The 22,459-nt window shown below is 32.1% G+C and carries 21 protein-coding genes; 14 read left to right on the top strand and 7 right to left on the bottom strand.

The genetic code is table 11. From position 1 onward, the window contains the following. Together HXZ69_RS11435 and argB are read right to left on the bottom strand one after the other, a co-directional pair. Positions 1 to 1,068, bottom strand: coding sequence for a M20 family metallo-hydrolase (locus HXZ69_RS11435; RefSeq protein WP_286496053.1), 1,068 nt, complete (start codon positions 1,066 to 1,068; stop codon positions 1 to 3). Then, on the bottom strand, positions 1,062 to 1,829 hold the full coding sequence (argB, locus tag HXZ69_RS11440; RefSeq protein WP_286496054.1) for an acetylglutamate kinase: 768 nt from the start codon (positions 1,827 to 1,829) through the stop codon (positions 1,062 to 1,064). The genes HXZ69_RS11435 and argB overlap by 7 nt, the downstream gene beginning before the upstream one ends. Positions 1,830 to 2,080: 251 nt before the next feature. On the opposite strand from argB, the gene HXZ69_RS11445 reads away from it, so the two are divergent. From HXZ69_RS11445 to carB, 8 genes are all read left to right on the top strand, one after another. Next, the gene (locus HXZ69_RS11445; protein WP_286496055.1) at positions 2,081 to 2,659 is read left to right on the top strand and encodes a GNAT family N-acetyltransferase; all 579 of its coding nucleotides are present in this window, start codon (positions 2,081 to 2,083) and stop codon (positions 2,657 to 2,659) included. A gap of 70 nt (positions 2,660 to 2,729) precedes the next feature. Continuing rightward, entirely contained in the window at positions 2,730 to 3,182 is a 453-nt protein-coding gene (locus HXZ69_RS11450) for an arginine repressor (RefSeq protein ID WP_286496057.1), read from the top strand. Between the two features lie 7 nt (positions 3,183 to 3,189). Then, positions 3,190 to 4,371: an argininosuccinate synthase gene (gene argG / locus HXZ69_RS11455; RefSeq protein WP_286496058.1), complete on the top strand. Its 1,182-nt coding sequence runs from the start codon at positions 3,190 to 3,192 to the stop codon at positions 4,369 to 4,371. 95 nt (positions 4,372 to 4,466) lie between these two features. Beyond that, positions 4,467 to 5,453, top strand: coding sequence for an N-acetyl-gamma-glutamyl-phosphate reductase (gene argC, locus HXZ69_RS11460; protein ID WP_286496059.1), 987 nt, complete (start codon positions 4,467 to 4,469; stop codon positions 5,451 to 5,453). 33 nt (positions 5,454 to 5,486) lie between these two features. Continuing rightward, complete coding sequence (locus HXZ69_RS11465) at positions 5,487 to 5,846, top strand: four helix bundle protein (protein WP_219034924.1); 360 nt, start codon at positions 5,487 to 5,489, stop codon at positions 5,844 to 5,846. Positions 5,847 to 5,882: 36 nt separating this feature from the next. Continuing rightward, positions 5,883 to 7,019, top strand: coding sequence for an aspartate aminotransferase family protein (locus HXZ69_RS11470; RefSeq protein WP_286496061.1), 1,137 nt, complete (start codon positions 5,883 to 5,885; stop codon positions 7,017 to 7,019). After that, positions 7,012 to 8,100 carry a glutamine-hydrolyzing carbamoyl-phosphate synthase small subunit gene (gene carA / locus HXZ69_RS11475; protein WP_286487181.1) on the top strand — a complete coding sequence of 363 codons (1,089 nt, stop codon included), beginning with the start codon at positions 7,012 to 7,014 and terminating at the stop codon, positions 8,098 to 8,100. Before HXZ69_RS11470 ends, carA begins: the two co-directional genes overlap by 8 nt. An 11-nt stretch (positions 8,101 to 8,111) precedes the next feature. Beyond that, on the top strand, positions 8,112 to 11,342 hold the full coding sequence (gene carB, locus HXZ69_RS11480; protein WP_219034921.1) for a carbamoyl-phosphate synthase (glutamine-hydrolyzing) large subunit: 3,231 nt from the start codon (positions 8,112 to 8,114) through the stop codon (positions 11,340 to 11,342). 190 nt (positions 11,343 to 11,532) lie between these two features. Here the strand turns inward: carB and HXZ69_RS11485 are convergent, their stop codons facing one another. Continuing rightward, positions 11,533 to 12,567 carry a DUF3667 domain-containing protein gene (locus tag HXZ69_RS11485; protein WP_280037735.1) on the bottom strand — a complete coding sequence of 345 codons (1,035 nt, stop codon included), beginning with the start codon at positions 12,565 to 12,567 and terminating at the stop codon, positions 11,533 to 11,535. Positions 12,568 to 12,716: 149 nt separating this feature from the next. On the opposite strand from HXZ69_RS11485, the gene HXZ69_RS11490 reads away from it, so the two are divergent. Beyond that, on the top strand, positions 12,717 to 14,516 hold the full coding sequence (locus HXZ69_RS11490) for an ATP-dependent nuclease (protein ID WP_221854621.1): 1,800 nt from the start codon (positions 12,717 to 12,719) through the stop codon (positions 14,514 to 14,516). Positions 14,517 to 14,573: 57 nt separating this feature from the next. Here HXZ69_RS11490 and HXZ69_RS11495 read toward each other — a convergent pair whose 3' ends face one another. Genes HXZ69_RS11495 through HXZ69_RS11505 form a run of 3 tightly spaced genes read right to left on the bottom strand, consistent with a single transcriptional unit; the run spans position 14,574 to position 16,736 of the window. Then, complete coding sequence (locus HXZ69_RS11495; protein ID WP_125350289.1) at positions 14,574 to 15,281, bottom strand: hypothetical protein; 708 nt, start codon at positions 15,279 to 15,281, stop codon at positions 14,574 to 14,576. 60 nt (positions 15,282 to 15,341) lie between these two features. Beyond that, positions 15,342 to 16,064 (bottom strand): tRNA threonylcarbamoyladenosine dehydratase, encoded by a 723-nt coding sequence (locus HXZ69_RS11500; RefSeq protein ID WP_038336843.1) that lies wholly within the window; start codon positions 16,062 to 16,064, stop codon positions 15,342 to 15,344. A 15-nt stretch (positions 16,065 to 16,079) separates the two neighbouring features. Next, complete coding sequence (locus HXZ69_RS11505) at positions 16,080 to 16,736, bottom strand: TatD family hydrolase (RefSeq protein ID WP_221854622.1); 657 nt, start codon at positions 16,734 to 16,736, stop codon at positions 16,080 to 16,082. A gap of 73 nt (positions 16,737 to 16,809) precedes the next feature. Between HXZ69_RS11505 and mdtD the strand changes: the two genes are divergently transcribed. Continuing rightward, a complete protein-coding gene (gene mdtD, locus HXZ69_RS11510; RefSeq protein ID WP_219034956.1) occupies positions 16,810 to 18,213 on the top strand; it encodes a multidrug transporter subunit MdtD in 1,404 nt (467 codons plus the stop codon). A gap of 62 nt (positions 18,214 to 18,275) precedes the next feature. Here the strand turns inward: mdtD and HXZ69_RS11515 are convergent, their stop codons facing one another. Continuing rightward, entirely contained in the window at positions 18,276 to 19,316 is a 1,041-nt protein-coding gene (locus tag HXZ69_RS11515) for an asparaginase (RefSeq protein WP_180905964.1), read from the bottom strand. Positions 19,317 to 19,441: 125 nt separating this feature from the next. Between HXZ69_RS11515 and HXZ69_RS11520 the strand changes: the two genes are divergently transcribed. From HXZ69_RS11520 to HXZ69_RS11535, 4 genes are all read left to right on the top strand, one after another. Next, positions 19,442 to 20,278: a hypothetical protein gene (locus tag HXZ69_RS11520; RefSeq protein ID WP_038336839.1), complete on the top strand. Its 837-nt coding sequence runs from the start codon at positions 19,442 to 19,444 to the stop codon at positions 20,276 to 20,278. Positions 20,279 to 20,341: 63 nt separating this feature from the next. Continuing rightward, positions 20,342 to 20,797 (top strand): peptidoglycan-binding protein LysM, encoded by a 456-nt coding sequence (lysM, locus tag HXZ69_RS11525; protein WP_286496065.1) that lies wholly within the window; start codon positions 20,342 to 20,344, stop codon positions 20,795 to 20,797. A 149-nt stretch (positions 20,798 to 20,946) separates the two neighbouring features. After that, positions 20,947 to 21,789 (top strand): OmpA/MotB family protein, encoded by an 843-nt coding sequence (locus HXZ69_RS11530; RefSeq protein WP_181816279.1) that lies wholly within the window; start codon positions 20,947 to 20,949, stop codon positions 21,787 to 21,789. A gap of 118 nt (positions 21,790 to 21,907) precedes the next feature. Next, positions 21,908 to 22,459, top strand: a 552-nt coding sequence (locus HXZ69_RS11535; protein ID WP_286496066.1) for an IS256 family transposase, incomplete at its 3' end; no start/stop codon positions are given.

Genomic DNA, 22,459 nt, shown 5'->3' on the forward strand with positions numbered 1-22,459 from the left:
TTAAAACGTAAAATCTTTTAATAAACTTGTATATCGTTCAATCCCGTGTTCTATTTCGGATAAATAAATATATTCGTCAGGTGTATGAGAACGAGCTGAATCTCCAGGTCCCATTTTTACCGTTTCAAAATTCATCATTGCTTGATCTGACATTGTTGGTGAACCATAAGTTGTACAACCTAATTCGATTCCTTTTTGTACAATTGGATGATTTTCTGAAATACGTGAAGAATTTAAACGTAACGAACGGGCTTTAACTTCTGCTTTAGGCAAACAACTTGAAATAATATCAACGACTTCTTGATTCGAGTACAATTCGTTTACACGACAATCTACAACCAAACGACATTCATCTGGTACAACATTGTGTTGCTTTCCTGCTTCGATTTGTGTAACCGTCATTTTTACTGGCCCTAACATATCAGAAACTCTTTCGAATTGATAAGTTTTGAACCAATTCATCACATCAATCGCTTCGTAAATTGCATTTACACCTTCGTTTCTTGCAGCATGTCCAGTTTTTCCTTTTACAATTACGTCCATTACAACTAAACCACGTTCTGCAATTGCCATGTCCATTTGCGTAGGTTCCCCTACAATTCCCAAATCGATTTTTGGTAAATTAGGTAAAATACTTGCAACATTTAATTGCCCTGAACTTTCTTCTTCAGCTGTGATTGCGACAATCAGATTAAATGGTAAATCATCATTCAAAAAATTGATATAAGTAGCTAATAAACTTACCGCAGAAGCTCCTGCATCGTTACTTCCTAAACCTACTAATTTATCACCTTCGATTGTAGCTTTCAATGGATCATATGTCCAAGAAGAGCCAAATTTTACAGTGTCGTGATGAGAGTTTAATAAAATTGTTTTTTTGTTCTCATCAAAATTTGGATGAATACTCCAAACATTGTTATTCTGACGATGAGCCGTAGCACCATGATCAGTTAAAAACTTGAAAATAATATCGGCCGTTTTATCTTCTTCGCTCGAAAAAGATTGAGTTTCGATTAATTGACACAACAAATCGACAGCTTTCTTTTTGAGAACAGCTAATTCTAACATAAAATTGTTTTAATCTCTGAGTTAATGTTGCGCGCGTGCACCAAACATACATTTTTTACACCCGCATTGATTACTTTGAATGAATTGTCTAATTTTGGAATCATTCCTTCGAAAATTACACCTTCTTCTTTTAACTGCAAATATAAAGTTTCGTTAATTTTTGGAATCAATGTTGTGTCATCATTTACATCGCGAAGTACACCAATTTTATCAAAACAGAAATTTAATTCTACTTCATTTTCTTGTGACATAGCAACCGCAATTGTAGAGGCAATAGTATCTGCATTGGTATTCAACAATTGTCCATCTCCATCATGTGTAATCGCACAAACTACTGGTGTGATATTGTTATTAATTAATAATTGAAATAATTCTTTGTTTACGCTTTCATCATTCAAATCTCCAACAAAACCATAATCGATAGTTTTCACAGGACGCTTAGAACCTTTGATTGCATTACCATCTGCACCAGATAATCCTAATGCATTGCATCCAAATTCTTGTAATTTAGAAACGATAGATTTGTTCAAATTTCCAGCATATAATCCTGTCACAACATCCAATGTTGGTTTGTCTGTAATGCGACGACCTTCGATCATTTTTGGTTCGATTCCCAATTGATTTAACATCTTCGAAGCACCTTTTCCTCCTCCATGAACCAAAATTTTAGGTTCTTTAATTTCGGAAAACGTTTGTAGGAATTGTTCTAATTCTTGCTCTTTATCGATAATTCCGCCTCCTATTTTAATAATTTTCAACATTTTAATAAATATGTAAATTTTGTTTGCTTTTTTTTGGTGATACAAAAATATAATATTTAACTTTGCATCTCAGTATAATAACTGAATATCTTGTTGATTAATGGAAGAAATTACTGAAATTGTTCTTCTCAATTATGAGAGTGGCTTTCGCAATGAAAGCGCACCTTTTGGTTCTCATATTTTACTTAAGTGTGATGACAAAAGGTCATCTTTTCTCAATTCCTCTTTATTAATCGACTTTCCCTTAAATTATGTATGTTAGAATAGCAAATGCAGATGATGCCAAGTACACAGAATTGTTGTGCGAATGGTACGAAGAATCAGCTCGTATGAGAAAAACGGGTATTGCTAAACGAAATCCAGTTTATCTTGAACGCAAAATGCGTAATGGAAATGCTGTGATTGCTTTTGATGATGATGATCAAATAGCAGGGTTTAGCTACATAGAAACGTACGAAGAAGAAAAATTCGTCGTAAACTCAGGTTTAATTGTTCGTACAGATTTAAGGAGTTCAGGAATTGGACGCGAAATAAAACAGGCTGTTTTTGAATTGTCACGTACAAAATTCCCGAAATCAAAAATCTTTAGTATTACAACTTCTTTAGCTGTAATGCGTATGAACACAAAATTAGGATACAAGCCAGTAACATTTTCGGAATTAACACAATCTGATGAATTTTGGAATGGATGTAAAAGTTGTAAAAACTATCACATCTTGATTGAAAATGATCGCGAGCGTTGTATTTGTACAGGATTGGTTTATGATAACCTTGATGACGAGTACGCTAAGCGCGCATTAGAAAATCAATCAAAAAAAGAAGATGAATAAATATACGAACTAAGGTTTTTTTTTGTCTAAAATGAGTATATTTGCATGAAATTCCGAATAAATATTCAAAATGAGTAATAAAAAATACAGATTCCAGATTATAAAAGATTTAATAACAGATCAAGAAATAAGTAATCAAGACGAATTATTAAAAAAATTAATCGATTTAGAGATCACAGTTACTCAAGCCACTTTATCGAGAGATTTGCGCGAATTGAAAGTTTCAAAAGTTCCTAATAGTTCGGGACAATACATCTATCGCCTTACAGAAAGTGATGTTCCAACGGCAACCGTTACACATAACGAAAATGCAAGTTTGATTTTCTCTAAAAATTTGGGAGTTATCAAAACAAAACCAGGTTATGCAAACAGAATTGCTTTTGAGATTGACAACACACATTTCAATACAATAATTGGAACAATTGCTGGAGACGATACGGTATTAATCGTAATGAAAGAAGAGAGTAGCCGAGAAGAGGTTACCAATGAATTAAGAAGAATTATTCCCAATATAAACAAATAAACAAACAATGAGCAACAAAGCAGTTTTAGCTTACAGTGGAGGTTTAGATACATCGTACTGTTTGGTTAACTTAACAAAAGATCAAGGAATGGAAGTGCATACAGTAATTGTAAATACTGGTGGATTTTCGGCAGAAGAGTTAAAAGATATCGAAGAACGTGCCTACGAATTAGGATCTTCTAAACACGTTACAATTGATATTACAGACAAATATTACAACGATTGTGTTCGCTACTTAATCTACGGAAACATCTTGAAAAATAACACTTACCCATTATCAGTAAGTGCAGAACGTATGTTTCAGTCAATTGCAATTGCTCAGTATGCAAAAGATGTAGATGCAGAATACATTGTACATGGATCTACAGGAGCAGGAAATGATCAAATTCGTTTTGATGTTGCTTTTGCAGTTATCTCACCACAATCTAAAATCATTACACCAATTCGTGACGAAAAATTATCTCGTCAACAAGAGGTTGAATATTTACAAGCAAATGGTGTAAACTATAGTTGGGAAAAAGCTAAATACTCTATTAACAGAGGGATTTGGGGAACATCTGTTGGTGGAGTTGAAACATTAACATCTAACCAAGCGTTGCCAGAAGATGCTTATCCAACACAATTATCAAGAACAGAACCATCTGTTATCGAAATTGAATTTGAGAAAGGTATTCCAACTGCTTTAGATGGAGAAAAATTATCTCCAGTAGCTTTAATTCAAAAATTAAACGAAATCGGAGGTGAATACGCAATTGGTCGCGACATCCACGTAGGAGATACAATTTTAGGTATCAAAGGACGTGTAGGTTTCGAAGCGCCAGCAGCTTATTTATTAATCAAAGCACACCACTTATTAGAAAAACATACACTTACAAGATGGCAATTGTTGCACAAAGATTCGTTATCAAACTGGTACGGAACTTTATTACACGAAGCTCAATACTTGGATCCAGTAATGCGTGATATCGAAGCATTCTTAGAATCTTCTCAAAATCATGTAACAGGAAAAGTGAAAGTACAATTAAATCCTTATCATTTCTCAATGATTGGAATAGAATCGCCTTATGATATGATGCAATCTAAAGTCGCTACTTATGGAGAAGAAAACGAAGCTTGGGACAGTAGAGATGCAAGAGGTTTCATCAAAATATTCGGTAATCAATTAAAGATTGTTCATAGTTTCGATTAATTGATTCTTTAAAGTGGATTCCAACGAGTCCACTTTATTTTAGAAATATAGTATAGGTATTATACCTTAAAAAAAACACGCGCAAAACATAACAAATGACAAACAAAATTAACGTAAGCATTGTAGGAGGTGCTGGCTACACAGCAGGCGAACTGCTAAGAATATTGATACATCATCCGATGGTTAATATTTCGTCTGTGTACAGTACATCAAATGCAGGCAACCCCGTTACCAAAGTGCACGACGATTTGTTTGGAGAAACTGACATCGTATTTTCGAATAAAATAGACGAAAATGCTGATGTCGTTTTTTTATGCCTTGGTCACGGAAAATCGGCAGAGTTTTTACAGAACAATAAATACTCAGCGAACACAAAAATTATTGATTTGAGTAACGATTTTCGATTAAATGCGAACCACATTTTCGAAGATAGAACGTTTGTTTACGGTTTACCAGAATTAGACCGCGAAGCAATCAAAACAGCTCAAAATATTGCAAATCCAGGTTGTTTTGCAACAGCTATTCAATTAGCATTGTTACCATTGGCAGCGAAAAATGAAATCAAAAATGATATTCATATCAATGCTGTAACGGGTTCTACAGGTGCTGGACAAAGTTTATCAGCTTCTACGCACTTTAGTTGGCGAAACAATAACGTTTCTTTCTACAAAGAATTTACGCATCAACACGAAGGAGAAATTTACCAAACATTGAATCAATTAGAAAAAGATTTCAATAACAAAGTATATTTCTTACCAATGCGAGGAGATTTTGCGCGCGGAATTTTAGCAGGTGTTTATTTAAAATCTGATTTATCAGAAGAAGAAGCAAAAAATATCTTCAACGAATATTACAAAAACGAACCTTTTACACATGTTTCTGACGCACCAATTGCATTGAAACAAGTCGTAAATACCAACAAATGTTTTTTACATATCCAGAAACAAGACGATGTATTGTTAATCACTTCTATCATCGATAATCTAACAAAAGGAGCTTCTGGACAAGCCGTAGAAAACATGAACTTGATGTTCGGTTGGGAAGAAAACTTAGGACTTAATCTTAAAACGGTGGCGTTTTAAAAAGTTGTGAGTATTGAGTTATAAGTTTTGAGTATGCAAGATTATAGAAAATTACAAGTTTGGAATCGTTCACATCTCTTGGTTTTAGATTTATATAAAATTGTAAATCAATTTCCAAAAGAAGAACAATTTGGATTAATTTCTCAAATTAAAAGAGCATCATCTTCTATACCAGCAAATATTGCAGAAGGTTGTGGAAGAAACTCAAATAAAGACTTTGCTCAATTTTTAAATATTTCTTTAGGCTCTTTGAATGAAGTCACATATTTTATTTTGCTAGCTAAAGATTTGAATTATATAAATATTGAAGAATATTCAAAATTAACAGATGAGTGTAATGAAATTAAAGCAATGCTAATTGGATTAATAAATAAAATTAGAACAATAGCTTAACTCATTACTCAAAACTCATCACTTAAAACTTATTAAATGAAACTATTCGACGTATATCCATTAATGAATGTAACTCCGGTAAAAGCTAAAGATTGTATTCTTTGGGACGAAAACGGAAAAGAATATTTGGACCTTTATGGAGGTCACGCAGTGATTTCTATCGGTCACTCTCATCCATATTATGTTGAGAAATTAACAGAACAAATTAATAATATCGGGTTTTATTCAAACTCAGTTAATATTCCGATTCAGCAAGAATTGGCAGAAAAATTAGGTAAAGTATCAGGTTATGAAGATTATACTTTATTCTTGATTAACTCTGGAGCAGAAGCTAACGAAAATGCAGTGAAATTAGCGTCTTTTCATACAGGAAAAGATCGTGTAATTGCGTTCAAAGATGCTTTTCATGGACGTACTTCTGGAACAGTTGCGTTAACAGATAATCCAAAAATTGTAGCACCTTATAATGCTCATCACAAAGTATCTTTCGTAGAATATAATATTGATGAAGTGAAAGAAGTAATTGCTGGAGGAGATGTTGCTGCTGTTATTTACGAACCAATTCAAGGAGTTGGAGGAATCATTTTACCTTCTGACGAATTTGTACAAGAATTAAGAAAAGTTTGTACAGAAAACGGAGTGGTTTTAATCGCAGATGAAATTCAATGTGGTTATGGACGCTCTGGGAAATTCTTTGCGCATCAACATTCAGGGATCAAAGCAGATTTGATAACAATGGCAAAAGGAATGGGGAACGGATTTCCAATCGGTGGAGTTTTAATCTCTCCAGAATTTAAAGCTTCTTACGGATTATTAGGAACTACTTTCGGAGGAAATCATTTAGCTTGTGCTGCTGCAGTGGCCGTTTTAGATGTGATTGAGCAAGAAAACTTAATCGAAAATGCAAAAGAAATTGGAGAATATGTTGGAATCCAATTGAATAAATTTCCAAAAATTAAAGAAGTTCGTGGACGTGGTTCAATGATTGGTATCGAGTTTGATTTCCCAATCGGCGAATTAAAAAACAACTTAGTTACAAAACACAATATTTTTGTAGGCTACGCAGGTACAAACGTTATTCGTTTATTGCCACCTTTAACAGTAACAAAACAATACATAGATAAATTCATATCAGCTTTAGAAACTGAAATTAACATTATCATCAATGGATAAGACAGTAAAATTAGTATTCCAAGACGGATTAGAAATCGAAGGAAAATCTTTCGGTGCGTATACTTCTGCCGCAGGAGAAGTAGTATTCAACACAGCTTTGGTTGGATATAATGAAAGTTTGACTGACCCTTCTTACAAAGGTCAGATTATGGTGATGACAGCTCCAATGATCGGTAACTATGGTGTTCCTGATGATAAAGCAATGATTAATGAAATTGAAGCTTGGATGGAATCGAACCAAATTCAAGTAACTGGATTGGTTGTTTCTTATTATGCTGATGATTATTCGCATTGGAACGCTATTCAAAAATTAGGAACTTGGTTAGAAAGTCAAAATATTCCTGGTATTTATGGAGTTGATACACGTATGATTACAAAAAAATTACGTGAGCAAGGTTCTACTTTAGGAAAAATTGTTGCTGATACAGATGTTGCATATTACGATCCAAACGAAGATAATTTAGTAGATCAAGTTTCTTGTAAAGAAGTAATTCGTTACAACGAAGGTGCTGATATCAAAATTGTTTTGATTGATTGTGGAGTGAAAAATAACATCATCCGTTGTTTTGTAAATCGTGATGTTGAGGTAATTCGAGTTCCTTGGGATTATGATTATTCAACATTAGAATATGATGGATTATTTATCTCGAATGGACCTGGTGATCCAGCTTTGTGTGTTCCTACGATTAATAATATCAAAGAATCTTTGAAAGCAGATAAACCAATTTTCGGAATTTGCTTAGGTAATCAGTTGGTAAGTTTAGCGGCTGGTGCATCTACTTTTAAATTAAAATACGGACACCGTTCGCACAATCAACCTGTACAATTAGTTGGAACTAAAAGATGTTTTATTACATCTCAAAACCACGGTTTCGCAGTAGATGATTCTAAATTACCAGAAGGATTCAAAACATTCTTTACGAACTTAAATGATGGTACGTGTGAAGGAATTCGTCACGAATCAAAACCAATTTTTACAGTTCAATTCCACCCAGAAGCAATGGGAGGACCAGTTGATACAGAATATTTATTTGATGAGTTCATCGAAGAAGTAAAAAAATATAAAAACGCTAACGCATAATCAGAATCACGATGTTAAAAAAAGATATTAAAAAAGTATTAGTATTAGGATCAGGAGCATTAAAAATTGGTCAAGCTGGTGAGTTTGATTATTCTGGTTCGCAAGCGTTAAAAGCGTTAAAAGAAGAAGGAATTAAAACAGTTTTAATTAATCCAAATATTGCAACTGTTCAAACTTCTGAAGGAATTGCAGACGAAGTTTACTTCTTACCTGTAACGCCTTACTTTGTGGAAGAAGTCATTAAAAAAGAAAAACCAGACGGAGTTTTAGTTGCCTTTGGAGGACAAACAGCTTTAAACTGTGCGGTTGAATTAAATAAAGAAAATATATTCGAGAAATATGGTGTTGAGGTTTTAGGAACTCAAATTCCAGTAATTGAAGCAACGGAAGATCGTGATATTTTCATCGAAAAATTAGACCAAATTGGTGTTTTAACTGCTCGTTCAGAAGCAGTAGAAACTGTAGAAGACGCAATGGCAGCTGGTAAACGCATCGGTTTCCCATTAATCATTCGTGCGGCGTACGCTTTAGGAGGTTTAGGTTCTGGTTTCGCAAATAACGAAGAAGAATTATTAGATTTAGTTGAAAAAGCATTCAATTATTCTTCTCAAGTTTTAGTGGAAGAGTCATTAAAAGGATGGAAAGAAATTGAGTACGAAGTAGTTCGTGATTCTTACGATAACTGTATCACAGTTTGTAACATGGAGAACTTCGATCCGATTGGAGTTCATACTGGAGAGTCAATCGTTATTGCACCTTCTCAAACTTTATCAAATTCAGAATATCATAAATTACGTGAAGTTGCCATTCGCACAATTCGCCATCTTGGTGTAGTTGGAGAATGTAACATTCAATATGCTTTCGATACTGTTTCAGAAGAATATCGTGTAATCGAAGTTAACGCTCGCTTATCTCGTTCGTCAGCTTTGGCGTCAAAAGCAACAGGTTATCCTTTAGCTTTCGTGGCTGCTAAATTAGCTTTAGGTTATTCTTTAGATGAGTTGAAAAATAGTGTAACGCAAACGACATCTGCGATGTTCGAACCTGCGTTAGATTATTGTGTAGTGAAATTGCCTCGTTGGGATTTAAATAAATTCTACGGTGTTCGTCGTAACATTGGTTCTGCAATGAAATCTGTTGGAGAAGTTATGGCTGTTGGACGTTCTTTCGAAGAAGCAATTCAGAAAGGAGTTCGTATGTTAGACATCGGACACAGAGGTTTCGTAGCAAACGGATTTAAGATTCCAGAAGGTGAATCTTTGGATACGTGGTTAGCTGAGCCAAATGACGAGCGTTTATACGCGATTACTGAAGCTTTCAAAGCGGGATATTCGATTGAAAAAATTCACGATTTAACAAAAATCGATTTATGGTTTTTACAACGTTTAGAAAGAATTTTTAATGTATCAAAAGAATTTGAAGCATTAGAAAGATTTGAACAAGTTGAAGCAGATTTAGTAAAACGTGCAAAATTATTAGGATTCTCGGATCAACAAATTGCAGTTTTAGTAAAAGGAGATCAAAACGTACACAGAAACGAATTAACAGTTCGTGAATTACGTAAAAACTTCGGAATTAAACCTGTTGTAAAACAAATTGATACGTTAGCAGCAGAATTCCCAGCACAAACAAATTATTTATATGTAACCTATCACGGAACTGAAAATGATTTGGAGCCAGAAACTGAGAAAGCAGTTTGTATTTTAGGATCTGGAGTTTATCGTATTGGTTCGTCTGTAGAGTTTGACTGGTGTTCTGTAAATGCAGCGCATACAGCATCAAAAAATGGTTACAAAACAATTATCATCAACTATAATCCAGAAACGGTTTCGACAGATTATGATGAGTCAGATCGTTTATACTTCGAAGAATTGTCTTTTGAACGTGTAATGGATATTTTAGATTTTGAACAACCTAAAGGAACAATTATTTCGACAGGAGGTCAAATTCCGAATAACTTAGCGATGAAATTGTACGATCAATCAATTAATATTTTAGGAACTTCTCCTTTAAGAATTGATGATGCAGAAAATCGTCACAAATTCTCAGAAATATTAGATGAATTAGGAATCGATCAACCACGTTGGAAAGAGCTTTCTTCTTTAGAAGCGATTCACAAATTTGTGGAAGAAGTTAATTTCCCAGTGTTAATTCGTCCTTCTTATGTCTTATCTGGAGCTGCGATGAACGTAGTTTCGAATACACATGAGCTAGATGCTTTCTTGAAATTAGCGAAAGAAGTTTCTCCTGATTATCCAGTTGTAGTTTCAGAATTCGTACAAGGAGCAAAAGAAATTGAGTTGGATGCAGTTTGTCAAAATGGAGAAATTGTAGATTACGCAGTTTCTGAACACGTAGAATTTGCGGGAGTTCACTCAGGAGATGCAACAATGTATTATCCACCACAAAAAGTGTACATCGAAACAATTCGTCAAATGCGTAAAGTTGCAGCGAAAATTGCAAAACGTTTCGAAATTTCTGGACCAATGAACATTCAGTTTTTATCAAAAAATAATACAGTTCGTGTTATCGAAACTAATATTCGTGCTTCTCGTTCGTTTCCATTCGTATCGAAAGTTGCAGGAAATAATTTAATCGAAAAAGCAACAAAAGTTTTATTAGGATTAGAAGTAGAAAAAGGACATTCAGAAGTCGTTTACGATTTAGATTATGTAGGAGTGAAAGCTTCTCAGTTCTCATTTACACGTTTAGCAGGAGCTGACCCAGTTTTATCAGTTGACATGTCTTCGACAGGAGAAGTAGGGTGTATCGGTGATACAGCAGAAGAAGCTTTATTAAAATCAATGTTATCTGTTGGATATGAAATTCCTGAGAAAACCGTTTTAATTTCTGGTGGACCAATTGCTTCTAAAGTTGCTTTATTAGAGCCTGCGAAACAATTAATCGCAAAAGGTTACAAAATTTATGCAACAGAAGGAACGCACAAATTTTTTACAGAAAATGATGTGTATTCTACGCTTGTTTACTGGCCTTCTGATAAAAAAGAGCCAAATGTAATGTCTTATTTACATGACAAGAAAATTGATATGGTGATCAACATTCCGAAAAACTTAACAAAAGCGGAATTAGACAACGATTATCAAATTCGTCGTACAGCTGTAGATTTCAATATTCCGTTGGTAACAAATGCACGTTTAGCTTCGGCTTTCATTAATGCATTTACAAAATTATCGATGGATGATTTAAAAATCAAAACTTGGAATGAATACCGTAATAAATAGAAATTAGAATCTAGATATTAGAAGTTAGAAAGCCTCGCATTTGCGAGGCTTTTTTTATGTTATTTTTTTGAATTTGTCATTCCGACAAAAGAAGGAATCTAAATTTAATGCGAAGCTGAAACGAGTTCAACTTAAGTTATCCTGAACTTGTTTCAGGAACACATCATACGTGATTGCCTAATAATCTTGATTAAACATGAAGAAATGAATACATAATAATTCCAATAACAATTATTGAGAAAATAAACGTATTAATTCCTAAAAGTATAGCACCTTTAATTGTTGTAATGATAAATCCTTGGTTATAGAGTTTTTTCAATGCAAGGAAAAAGTAAACAATAATATATAAAACAATCAATGTATTAATCAAAGCTATTATGGCTGATACAGCATTACTATCAATATAATTTGAAAGTTTATTCAAAAGAAAAATTACTAAAATAGATAAAAGAATTACCGTAAAATAATGCAGTGTAAAAATTCCGTGATCAAAATACCACCATTTCTTTTTGTTGTAAAAAATCCATAAGAAGAAAGCAAACAAAGGCATGTATACAAACAAAACTTTCGGAATGACATGCAAAGATTTCTCAACAATAGCTTCTCCTAATTGATCGTCAGAAACCTTTCTTTTTCTCAACTCTTGGTATTTTTCAATAAAGGGAGATAATATTGGAACGTTATTTTTTACTTTAGATTGCAAGTTTTCAATAGATTCCTCGTTCAAATCTTCTAAAGAGTTTGCATTTTTATTTTTTTCAACTTCAGATTTTATTTTTGCACTTTGCTCGACAGTTGTCAATCCTTTGTTCTGTAAAGTGTCTATTGTAGCATTAAGTGCTTTTTGAATTTTTTCAGTATTTTCTATTGATATAGGTTCATTGGAACTATCATTATATTCAGTTTTATGAGAAGGAAATATAGAAATAAGGAAAAACGTTACAAAACTGACAAAAATGTACATTTTAACAGGATTAACAGAACTATTTCGTTTACCACTCAAATATTCTTTGGTTAAAACTCCAGGTTTCAAAAATAGTTTTTTGATTGTTTGCCAAAAACTTCCATCGTAATGAACAAAATCTTCGATAAAGTGAGTAAATAAAAAGTGAAACGGTTGACGTGTTTCTACATTTTCTTGTCCGCAATGTGTGCAATAATGTTCTTCTACGTAATGTCCACAATTTTGGCAATTATGATCTTCTCTTAGTTTTCCGTGACTCATGTGTTAATTAAATAGTTATAAAGCTATAAAAAGATTATTTATTTTGAAAAACACACGTTTGAAAAAATTGAAATTATTTTAAAATTTAGAATGAAATTTATTAAGTATACAGAATATTGTATTTTAGTAGAAATCTATTAGGAAATTTTATGTTTAAATCTTTACAGCTTAAAACTGATGTAACAAAACAATATCAAACAGAATGCGAGGAAAATAATTTGAATAATCTTTCTAAAATTAACATTTTTATCGGACCTAATAATTCTGGAAAAAGTCGTTTTTTGAGAGATTTGTTCTCAATTGAAGAAATCAGATATAATCTAATTCAATTAAAATTAATTGAGTTAAGCGAAATTTATGATGAAGTATCAATTAATATAAAAAATCTGAAGATAAATTATCCATATGAAGTTGATAATAGGCTTAATGTAGATAATTTTTATATTAAAGATGAATATGATAAAGAAGAATTAGTGATTTTGTTCGATGAATACAATAAAATTGATTTAAATAAACAATATTCAAGTTATCATGGAATTAATAAAGATATATATAATAATTTAAAATCTTTAAAGGATAATTTTAATAAAGTTGATTTTAATAATAATCTTTTAAAATTAGATTTTTCAAACAAAGCAATATATATTCCAATTCTTCGTGGTTTAAGAAGCATTAATTATCAAAATGAGGAATTTACGAGAGAAGATTTTTATTTTGAAAGAACAAAAAATGATTATTTTAAAGATGCGAAACTTGAGTTTAATACAGATGAATCTATTAAATCTATTTTTACAGGTTTATCTTTTTATGATGATGTTCAAGAATTATTACTTGGAAATTACGAGCAAAGAAAGTTAGTAAAAGATTTTGAAATATTTTTGAGTCAAACATTCTTCCAGAATAAGAAGATTACCATTATTCCAAGATTAAAAGAAAAAGATGTTTACATTAATATCGAAGGTGAAGAAGATAGACCAATATATAATTTAGGGGAAGGCGTACAAGCAATTATTATTCTTACTTATCCTTTATTTTTTAATAAAGGAAAAAACCTTAAGATTTATATTGAAGAACCTGATGTTTATTTACATCCAGGTTTCCAACGTATTTTAATTGAAACTTTATTGAACACGAAAGGTTTTGAAGAGTTTCAATATTTCTTTACAACTCATTCTAATCATTTTTTGGATATGACATTAGATTATAAAGAAATTTCTGTTTACAAATTTACTAAGGAAAAAGAACAATTTTTTATACATAATATTGATAATCCAGATATAACTTTATTAGAACATTTAGGTGTTAAAAATTCATCTGTTTTTCTAACGAATTGTACAATTTGGGTAGAAGGAATAACAGATAGAATTTATATCAGAAAGTATTTAGAACTTTATCAAGAAAGTTTATCAAAAGAATCTAAAAAATATTTTGAAGATATTCATTACTCTTTTGTAGAATATGGAGGAAATAATATTACACATTGGAGTTTTTTAGATACTTCTGGTATTAATGTAGAGCGTTTGTGTGGTAAATTATTTCTTTTAACAGATAGCGATAATGCTAAATCAGGCGCTAAATATGAAAGGTTTACTAAACTTCAACAAAAATTAGGAGATCAATATTATTGTCTGCAAGCTAAAGAAATAGAAAATTTATTAACTAAAGAAATTTTATTAGAAACTTTAAAATTAATTGATAAAACGAAAGATAAAGAAAGTATAAAATTTAAGGATAAAGCAAAGTTTAATCCTAACACTGCAATAGGTACTTTTATAGATAATCATATTGAAGGACTAAATAAAATGTATAAAAATGAGAGTGGAACAATAAAAGAAAAAGTCCAATTTGCTCAAGGTGTAGTGAATGTTCTTTTAGACTTTAATCAACTTACAGATGAAGCTCAAAAATTAACAATGAAAATTTATAATTTTATCAAAGAAAATAATTAAAACAAAAAATCCACTTCTCTCGAAGTGGATTTTATATTTCTCGTAAAAATAATTTTCTTAAAACTCAGCAAAAAAAGCTTCTACTTTTTCTACGCCGTTTGCGTCTAAGGCTTCAACCAATTCTTTTTTGATTTCTGTTAATTCTTTCTTTTTCGCTTTTTTCAAAACTGGTTTTGCAGTTTCCAAAAAGTTTTCGATTTGTTCTAAACCACGAGAACTTAAGAATTTTTCGTCTGTTTTTTTCAATTTAGCGTAAACTTGTACCAACATTCTACATTGTTCCAAAGCCAAAACGTATTCTTTTACAGTTTCTAACGTAATCATATAATGCAACATCAATTGTACTGAAGGCATATTACGTTGATGACCAAATTTCGTGTATTTTTCTAATGCAATTCCAAAAGATTCTTTACTACGTTCGATATTTTTATTTAAAGCTGCAGAAATGACAACATTAAACCAATCGTCTGAATTATCAGAGTTTTGAGCGATATCGAAAAATGCATTATCCGCATTCTCAAAATCTTGTAAACTATAATATGATAAAGCAATTAATTTCTTAGCATCGTACAATTGTTTTGGGTCTTTCGCATCCAATAAACCTTCACAAATTTTGATACACATCTCGAAATTGCTGTTTCCAAATAAATCTCTCGCAGTGTTCAACAACGAATTAGTCGCATTCTGTTCCAACGCTTGCTCGTACATAAATTGACGTGCTCTCAAAACATCCTCGTATGTGATATAATCGTAATTGATTTTCATTTTTTTCGTCTCTTTGTTAATTCGCAACTAAATTAATTAAATCTTTAAGAAAGTACTTAATTATTTATCTTTTTTTAATAAATGTCGAATCACCGTTTCTGCCGCATGCAACCCGAATAAACCAGGCATCCACGAATTAGTTCCGTAAAACGATTTTTTATAATTTTTTCCATCCGTTAATTTAACCGAAGATTCATCAGGAACTTCTGTCGAAAAAACAGCTTTTACACCTTTATTAATTCCTTCTTTTTTTAATCGTTTTCTAACATTTTTTGCCAAAGGACAAACATCTGTTTTACTAATATCACGCACTTGTACTTTGCTTGCCAAATATTTTCCTCCAGCGCCCATATTGCTGATTACTTTAATTTTTTTGCGTTTTGCAGCTAAAATCAAATTAATTTTTGGTGTAACAGAATCGATGCAATCTAACACATAATCAAAATCTGGTGTGACGATTTCGTGTGTACGTTCTGGACTCAAAAATTCGTTGATACGCGTTAATTCTAATTCAGGATTAATGTCCATTAAACGATCGCCAACGATGTCTACTTTGTTCATTCCAACAGTTGAGTGTAAAGCGGGTAATTGTCGATTAATATTTGTAATATCAACAGTATCACCATCAACAATTGTCATTTTTCCAACTCCTGCGCGTGCGATAAATTCTGCGGCAAAAGAGCCAACTCCACCTAAACCAACAACTAAAATGTTCGAATTTTTTAGGATTTCTAAACCTTCTTCTTTGAATAATAATTCAGCTCTTTCTTGCCAAACTGCCATTGAAATGTATTTTAATTATGATTGAACTTCGTAACCGAAAACTGCTTTCCAATTTTTCGCTTGTTGAAGTTGTAATTCCTCGATTGTAATTTTTCTCAAATCCGCTGCAAAAGTATAAATTTCTTCAATAGAAATTTCGCTTGCATCATTCTCCAAAAAGAATTGATTCGCAGAAAGATTTGCAAATATAATTTGTAAGTTTTTGTTTGATAGAAGATTTTTACCAAAAGATGCAAAACAATTTTGCGCAATAATTTGATTGAGTAACTGTTCATTCTTATTGAAACCATGAAAAATAAACGGAATCGTCAATTTCATTTGTTTTCGAATCTGTAAAATTTCTTGATAAGCACGAACCGAATGTATAATGACTGGAAGTTGATATTGCATCGCAATTTCTAACTGTTTTTTAAAAACGTTGATTTGTAATTCAAAATCTGTTTCGCACAATTTATCTAATCCAATTTCACCGATTGCTAAACAGTTTTTATTCGAAATAGTTTGATTAATAATTTCGATTTCTTCCTTTATTGATGAGGTTTTGATGTAAGCTGGATGAATCCCAATTGAAAATAATTTAGCTTCATTATTCAACTCATTTGGAAACTGATTATACAGTTCCAAAACATCTGTTTGATCGGATAAATGATGTGTATGCGCGTTGAGAAACATAGTTCAAATTTAATCTTTTTCAATGATTTTTCGAAATGTTAAAATAGGAATAGAATTTGCTATAGGAATTTGAATGAATTCAGATCATATTTTAAGTCCAAAAATGTTGAAGTTTTTGCCATGGCTTGGTGCGATGGCAATTTTTATGCAAGCTTTGGACGCTACAATTTTAAATACATCTTTACCTACAATTGCAAAAGAATTAGGAAAATCGCCTTTAGAAATTCAGTCGATTATTGTTGCGTATACGTTAACAATCGCTTTGTTAATTCCTTTGAGTGGTTGGCTTTCGGATAAATACGGAACGAAAAAAGTTTTTCAATCTGCTATACTGATTTTTACACTTGGATCCACACTTTGCGCATTTGCCACAACTTTACCTTTTTTAGTCATTTCACGCGTTATACAAGCGATTGGAGGATCGATGATGGTTCCTGTTGTACGTTTAGCAATTTTATATGCTTATCCAAAAAGTGAATTATTAAAAGTAATTAATTTTATCACCATACCAGGGTTAATAGGACCACTTTTAGGACCAACAATTGGAGGTATTTTGGTTGAAACTTTATCATGGCATTGGATTTTCATCGTGAATATTCCATTCGGAATTATTGCACTTTGGATGACAACTTTTGCGATCCCCGATTTTAAACATCCAGTTTTTAAATTTGATATCAGAGGTTTGATTCTTTTTAGTGGAGGAGTTACTGTCTTAACATTGATTATGGAATTGACATCTTCTCGTGTGATTGGCCTGCAAACTGTATTGGCATTGACTGTAGTTTCTGCCTTTTTGATTGGTTTGTATATTTATCATGCAAAACATAAACAACATCCTTTAATCGATTTGAATTTGTTTAACATTAGAACTTTGCGAATTGGTATTATAGGAAATCTTATTACACGATTAGGAATTGGAGGAATACCTTTTCTTATTCCGCTTTTATTGCAAGTTGGTTATGGATATTCGGCTACTGTAGCGGGATTAATTATGATTCCATCTGCAACAAGTAACATTATTGCAAAATCGTTTGTTGTGCCAATTGTGAATAAATTTGGTTATCGAAATATGTTGATTTCCAATACAATAACTTTAGGATTAATCATTTGTATGTTTTTCTTTTTAGAATCGAAATCACCAATTTATTATATCATTCCGTTAATGGTTTTGAATGGATTTTTTAGTTCAATTCAATTTACGGCGATGAATACCTTGTCTTTAGCAGATTTGGACGAAAATACATCCAGCGAAGGGAATAGTTTATTATCGGTTACACAACAATTATCACTAACATTTGGAATTTCTGTAGCTGCATTAATTTTAGGTGTTTTTAGACAAGCAGGATTTGTAAATGGAGTGGAAGTACAAGCTTTTCGTTATTCATTTTTGACGATGGGCGTGATGACAATTTTATCAACTTACATCTTTTTCAAATTAAGAGAATCTGATGGCGCTTCAATGTCGGGGAAGAAATAAAATTTAGAACATAAAAAAATCTCTACCAAGTAGAGATTTTTTTCGTTTTATATTATTTTGATTTAATCATTGTAAAAATGATGGCGAAGTTCACCTTTCAAGTTTGCTTCGTATTGCGTTTTGAATTCTTCTTTCGAAAGGTTTTGACCTAATAAATAAATGGCTTTGGTAATTGCAGCTTCCATTGTCAAATCATAACTCGAAATTGCGCCCATATTTAGTAACGCATCACTTGTAGCATAACGTCCAAGTTCTACCATTCCGCCAGCACATTGCGTGTTGATGATAAGATGAACTCCTTTATTCGTTACTTCTTCCAGCAATTCAATAAACCAACTATCGGTAAAAATATTTCCTGTTCCGAAAGCCTCAATAATAAAAGCTTTCATGTTCGGAGCGTTTAAAACACTTTCGATAAAAGAACGATTCATTCCAGGGAAAATCTTCAAGACACCAACATCAGCATTTAGATTTTTGTTGATCGAAAGTTTATCCGTAACAACATTTTTTAACAATAAATCTTCTTTCACTTCCAGATGAACACCGGAAACTCCAATTACTGGATAATTCGGCGACTCGAAAGCATCAAAGTTTTCTGCATTAATCTTAGTTGTTCTATTCGCACGAAACAATTTATATTCAAAATACACACAAACTTCCTTGATAATTGGTTTGTCATTTTTACGTAACGAAGCCAATTGAATCGAAGTAATTAAGTTTTCTTTCGCATCTGTGCGCAAATCTCCAATTGGTAATTGTGAACCAGTGAAAATGACAGGTTTCTCGAGGTTATCAATCATAAAACTCATTGCAGAAGCTGTATACGCCATTGTATCTGTTCCGTGCAAAACAACAAAACCATCATAGTTTTCGTAGTTTTGTTGAATGGTTTCGGCAATTTCTATCCAATATTTAGGTTTCATATCAGACGAATCTATAGGCGTATCGAAACTATGATAATCGAAAGAACAATCTAGAAGACCTAACTCTGGAATTTGTTTTAACAAATTATCAAAATTGAAAGGTTTCAAGGATTGGTCGCCATAATCTTTCGCCATTCCGATTGTTCCTCCTGTATAGATTAATAAAATTTTTGTTTGCATGCGGTTTGATTAATTTCTGGTTAAAATTAATGATTCTAAAAAATCTGTACAACATCTTTTCTTAAACTCCGATATTTTGTAAATTGGATAAATAATTGTGAACATAAATTTAAACTATCAACTTGATGAAACTATTACTTTTAGCCATTACAACTTTGTTAACATCAGCTTATGTTAATGCACAATCTGATGAAGGATTGTTTGAAGTTGAGTACGAAATGAACGGACAAGAACTGAAATCTTTTGCTTTTTCTACGGATAATTGTGCGCAGAATTTGATTGTGAAATCGTGGGAAAATTGGGTAACGAACAAAGAAGGTTCTTCTGCTTTTTTGAAAAAACACGAAGCGAGTAATATCAAGTTCAAAAATTCGCAAGATGTGTATAAATCTGTGATTAGTTTGGTTGATGAAGAAAATGGAAAAACGACCGTGATTAATACATTAACAGATCAAAATGGAATGACGTTTAATAGTAATTCGGCAGAGTTTGATAAAATTTATGCGCAATTGCAAGATTTAGCGACTAAAACGAAACAAGGTTGTGTACGAAATGAGTTGAGGTTAGCGAACGAAAATATGATTCGATTGACAAAAGATAACGCTGATGCACAATTGAAAAAAGGAAATTCGATCAAATCATATCTAAAAGATAATAACACCTTATTGAAATTAGAAAGTAAAAAGCAAGCTTTGGGTGATAAATTGGATTTGGTGGTGAATCAATTGGAAAGAGAATCAAATGATAAAGTAACTGATGGCTTGATGAAGAAAAAGATAAAAACAGAAAATTCTTTGCGATCGATAGAAGATCAAGTAGTAACATTGAGCGGAAAAATACAAACTGCTGAAGAGAACGATAAAGGTTTAGACGCAAAAATTAATCAATTAACAAGTCAAATTCAGCAACAACGCTCGATTACAGAAAATTTAAAAAAGAAATATTCATCAATTGCACGATAATTGTTAGAGAAATTATATATTTACTAAATATCAACAAATAAATATTATTAAAATCAACTCGTTATGGGATTATTTTCATTTATCAAAAATGCCGGAGAAAAAGTCTTCGGAGGTGCAGAAACACCAGAAGAAAAAGCAGCTAAAGTACAAGAACAAGTTGCAAAACAAGGATTTGATTTGTCAGGAGTAACTTTTTCTGCTGATGGAAATAAAATTGTAGTAGCTGGACAAGCGTTGGACATCAACGAGAAACAAAAAATTTTAGCAACAGCAGGTAACATTGATGGAGTGGAAGGAGTAGAAGATCAATTAACATTGAAAACACCTTTGAGAATTGAGATTCCAGATTTATCTAAGACAATGTATACTGTAAAAAGTGGAGATTCTTTATCTAAAATTGCAAAAGAAGTTTATGGAGATCCAATGCAGTATCCAAAAATTTTCGAAGCAAACAAACCAATGTTAAAACACGAAGATAAGATTTATCCAGGTCAGGTTTTATATATTCCTCAGGATTAATACAATAGAAATAAAATATTAAGGTTAAAACTCCTACAACCAAATGATTGTAGGAGTTTTATATTTTTACAGCATGGTTTTTGCAGAATATATACTCGCAATAAAAAATAATAACATATATTCGTATAACTGAAATAAAAAAAATAATTATGAAAGTTTCAATTTTGCCAGTAGCGGTTATCGCTGCTTCAACTTTATTTAGTTGTGTGAGTCAGAAGAAGTATGATGAATTACAAAATAAATTCAATTCTGCTTATTCTGAGAACCAAGGATGTCAAACAGAATTGGCTGTAGCGAAAGCTAAATTAGCTAATTTTGAATCTAACCAAGGTCAGTACGAAAACACAGTTCAGAGTGAAAGAAATCAAATTAAACAATTACAAGAACAATTGAAAAATTGTATTAATGGTGGTTCTAAAAACGTTTCTGAATTAGTGAACGAAATCAATCAGTCTAACAAATACATCAAACATTTGATCGATGCGAAAAGCAAATCGGATAGTTTGAATATGGTTTTAACAAACAACTTAACGCGTTCTTTATCTAGCAATGAAGCAAAAGATGTTGATGTTAAAGTATTAAAAGGTGTTGTTTACATCTCGTTAGCTGATAACATGTTGTACAAATCTGGTAGCTACGAAATTTCACCTGCTGCAGGAGAAACTTTAAGTAAAATTGCGAAAATCATCAACGATTATAAAGATTACGATGTATTGATTGAAGGTAACACAGATAATGTGCCAATTTCTAAACCAAACATCCGTAACAACTGGGATTTATCTGCTTTACGTGCATCTTCTGTTGTACAAGCATTACAAAACCAATACGGTGTTGATGGTAAACGTTTAACAGCTGGTGGACGTGGAGAATATAACCCATTAACTACAAATGCTACTGCGGAAGGAAAATCTAAAAATCGTCGTACACAAATTATTATCTTACCTAAGTTAGATCAATTTATGGATTTAATTGGGCAAGCTCCAAAAAACTAATTTTGATAAAAAAATCAAATTTATAAAAGACACTGTACCAAAAACTGTGTAAGTATAAAATTCTGCTTGGGTTAAAATCGAGCAGAATTTTTTTTATACATTTAATATTTACATATTTTTGGAAACAAAAGACCTATTTCCGGATGATTTTTTCAAACAGTTTAAAACTGGCGATGAACTCCAAAACTTTCTCAAAGACTTACAAAAGCGAGGGATTGAAAAAATGTTAGAAGGTGAGTTAGATGCTCACCTGGATTACGACAAGTATGATTTACGCAAGCAAGAAAATGCGCGTAATGGTTATTCTAGCAAAAAGATAAAAACGAGTTATGGCGAAGAAGAAATAAAGGTCCCTAGAGATCGTGATGCTAGTTTTAATCCGATGCTTATCCCTAAACGAAAAAGCATGGTAGAAGGCTTAGAAAACGTTATTGTATCGCTTTACGCCAAGGGAATGTCCGTTTCTGATATTGAAGAACAGATCAGAGAGGTCTACAATTTTGACGTTTCTCAATCCACGATTTCTCGTATAACAGATGCTATCACCTCTGACATTATAGCTTGGCAAAATCGTCCATTAGAACCTGTTTATTTAATCGTTTGGATGGACGGAATTGTTTTTAAGGTTAGAGAAGGTTCCAAAGTAATTAATAAAACCATTTATATCGCA

The organism is Empedobacter sp. R132-2 (genome assembly GCF_030324375.1).
Taxonomy (GTDB): domain Bacteria; phylum Bacteroidota; class Bacteroidia; order Flavobacteriales; family Weeksellaceae; genus Empedobacter; species Empedobacter falsenii_B.